Raw genomic sequence first — 2,942 nt, 5'->3', positions numbered from 1 at the left:
GATAAATTGGCAATAGAAATGCGTGCAAAGCGCTTCGGTTTAACGCTACAGGAGGCAAAAAATCCACTTTCTGGTACTTATATAGGGCGACTTTGTTTAAAAGGCGTGCTTACTCAAGAGCAATATGATGCCGCGCAACAATATCTACAAGTAAGAAACGATTACCTTTGTGCAAAGGGCTTGCCTAATGCGATTTATGACGAAATGCCATCATCTACTGATGACAAAGCAAGAGATAAATGGGTAGCATTTGCAACAGAGCAGTTTATAAACACGCAAGAGGCACTAAAAGAAGCCCAATGCCTCTATAGACAGTATAATCTTCATGCTGCGCTACAGTACCTCGTGATAGAAGATCAAATGTTACCACATCTTGTGAATTCGCTGCGTGTTGCTCTTAATGTGCTTCATAAGTATTTAATCGCTAGTTTAAAAAATTTTTAAATATCGCTTCCATTTTTCAAAAGAGCCATATCTTACTGGGGGTCTTATATCTTCTTTGGGCATCATTTCTCTATATACACTTATAGCAATAGAGCACATATTCACTGTATTTTGTAAACGAACGCTTTCGTGTCCTAGTATCATATGCTCTGTACGAATAGTTTGTTCTTTTCTGCTAATGCCATTTGGAGAATTCAAAAATTTTTCTGCGTATTCAAACATTGGATCATTAAAATGTGTTTCAAATTTTGCTTTAAATAAAATAGTTTCTATAGTATCCCAGTCATTAAAAATACTACCGTATTTCTTAAGTTTTGTTTGCAAGTCGTTAAAGGTAAGTGTGGGCATACTTTTATCACCTTGTAATAAATCAGCAAAACGACCACAAAAAACAAGCACTATGTGATAATGTTTTAAAATATTAAATTCCGGAGGATTGCTAGGTAGTGTTATTAAATGCTTCCAAAATGGACTTTTGTCATTGGGGATGTCTACAGTACTTCCCATAAATGTTTTTAAATACTCCACCGATTCTTTTGCCTTTGCTAATTTTTGATGATATTCTGAGTTTTGATAATTTTCACTTACATATTTTTCGTAAAGTTTATCGTATTGTTCTAAACTATCTACACTAGTGTATCTTGATAACACTGATATCGAAAAGAAAGCTATAAATATTACTATGAGCGTTATGGATAGTGACTTCATTATTTAATCCTTAAATTATAATAATTAACACTACCTAACCGATTCTTTTCAAATGTATCAATATGTGTTATTTTTGTGTTGACAAAGTGTAGCAAATCGTATTTAATGACATTGCTGTACTTAGGCGTATTGTGTCTAGAGAGGGAAATGTACAGTTCAAAATCCCCGCAAATGCGGGGTTTTTTATTATCTGGAGGGCGTATTTTATGACATCAGAAAATACACATCAGGCTCCACAACCCATTAAAAAGCGTATACCACCAAAGGCAGGTCAAGGGCGTGTCAAAGGCGTTCCGAATAAGATGACGCGCATTTTAAAAGAAGCAGTGGTTAAGGCTGCTGAGAATGCTGGGAATAAAATTGGCAATGATGGTTTGATCTCCTATTTGGAAAAGCAGGCTATGGAATGCCCCGCTGCTTATTTAGCGTTGCTTGGTAAGGTGTTGCCTTTACAGGTAACAGGTGAAGATGGGGGAGCCATTAAGATCATAACGCGTGTAGAAATTGCTCCTTTAACAATGAATGACGACAAGACAGATTAAGATTGTACCAAAACTTATCCCTATTTTTGATGGGGATGCTTTGGTACGAGCGGCGTGGGGTGGACGAGGGTCTGGAAAGACAAGATCATTTGCATTGATGGCGGCTTTAAAAGGCTATCAATTTGGTATGCAGGGGATATCGGGGACCATTCTTTGTGCACGTCAGTTTCAGAATTCTTTGGCAGAAAGTTCATTGGAGGAGATTAAGCGCGCCATTGAAGCGCACGACTTTTTAAAGGACTATTACAAGGTTGGGGAATCGTCGATTAAGTCGATAGATGGTCGCGTAGCCTTTCAGTTTTCTGGTCTTGACCGTAATATTGCGAGCATTAAATCGATGGGGCGCATTTTGCTTTGTTGGGTTGATGAAGCAGAGCCGGTAACAGAGACGGCTTGGCAAACACTTATTCCAACTTTGCGCGAAGAAGGAAAAGATTGGAATGCAGAATTATGGGTGACATGGAACCCGTTGCGAGAGAATGCCCCCGTTGAGAAGCGGTTTCGCTTTTCAGACAATGAGGCAATCAAGCGTGTTGAGATCAACTGGTCAGACAATCCGAAGTTTCCCAAGATCTTGAATGAAGCGCGGCTTGATGATCTGAGAAACCGTCCAGAGACCTATAAGCATATCTGGGAAGGGGCTTATCTTACAGCGGTTCAAGGCGCTTATTATCAAAAGGAAATGTTGGCAGCCGAGCAGGAGGGGCGGATAGGGCGTGTTGCTCGTGACCCTTTAATGCAAATACGTGCTTTTTGGGATATTGGGGGGACAGGCGCCAAGGCAGATGCCACGGCGATATGGATAGCACAGTTTGTGGGGCGAGAAATTAGAGTGCTTAATTATTACGAAGCACAGGGACAGCCATTATCCGAGCACATAGGCTGGTTACGTCAGAATGGCTATGAGAAGGCATTGATGGTTCTCCCCCATGATGGTGCAACAAGAGACCGTGTACACAATGTGAGTTTTGAGAGTGCTTTAAATGATGCGGGTTTTGAAACGCAAGTCATTCCTAATCAAGGGGCAGGTGCTGTTAAGATGCGAATAGAGGCGGTGCGACGTATTTTACCTTCAGTATGGTTTAACGAAGAGACAACCGTAGCGGGTCGTAAAGCACTGAATTGGTATCATGAGAAATGGGATGAGAAGCGCAATATTGGCTTGGGAGCAGAGCATGATTGGTCCAGTCATGGTGCGGATGCCTTTGGGTTAATGTGTGTGGGGTATGAACAGCCGATGCAAAAACA

The 2,942-nt window shown here is 40.8% G+C and carries 4 protein-coding genes; 3 read left to right on the top strand and 1 reads right to left on the bottom strand.

The genetic code is table 11. The features are described from left to right. Positions 1–444 (top strand): hypothetical protein (locus tag ACFIM6_RS09505; protein WP_375612630.1); only part of this gene is annotated, 444 nt, incomplete at its 5' end. On the opposite strand, the gene ACFIM6_RS09500 is transcribed toward ACFIM6_RS09505, so the two are convergent. Continuing rightward, a complete protein-coding gene (locus tag ACFIM6_RS09500; protein WP_375612629.1) occupies positions 430–1,152 on the bottom strand; it encodes a hypothetical protein in 723 nt (240 codons plus the stop codon). The two genes, ACFIM6_RS09505 and ACFIM6_RS09500, sit on opposite strands and share 15 nt — an antisense overlap. Positions 1,153–1,358: 206 nt before the next feature. Here ACFIM6_RS09500 and ACFIM6_RS09495 point away from each other — a divergent pair, with 206 nt between their 5' ends. Together ACFIM6_RS09495 and ACFIM6_RS09490 are read left to right on the top strand one after the other, a co-directional pair. Beyond that, complete coding sequence (locus tag ACFIM6_RS09495; RefSeq protein ID WP_375612628.1) at positions 1,359–1,694, top strand: hypothetical protein; 336 nt, start codon at positions 1,359–1,361, stop codon at positions 1,692–1,694. Continuing rightward, positions 1,675–2,942: PBSX family phage terminase large subunit (locus tag ACFIM6_RS09490; RefSeq protein ID WP_375612627.1), on the top strand; the 1,268-nt coding region annotated here is incomplete at its 3' end. The genes ACFIM6_RS09495 and ACFIM6_RS09490, both read left to right, overlap by 20 nt.

This window comes from Bartonella sp. AA9NXGY (assembly GCF_042196845.1).
Classification (GTDB): Bacteria; Pseudomonadota; Alphaproteobacteria; order Rhizobiales; family Rhizobiaceae; genus Bartonella.
Note: the sequence above shows the minus strand (reverse complement) of the source record. Positions and strands in the feature narration are given on the sequence as shown.

Coding starts and splice junctions, on each gene's coding strand:
- ACFIM6_RS09500 (WP_375612629.1), bottom strand. CDS start 1,152: ATGAAGTCACTATCCATAACGCTCATAGTAATATTTATAGCTTTCTTT.
- ACFIM6_RS09495 (WP_375612628.1), top strand. CDS start 1,359: ATGACATCAGAAAATACACATCAGGCTCCACAACCCATTAAAAAGCGT.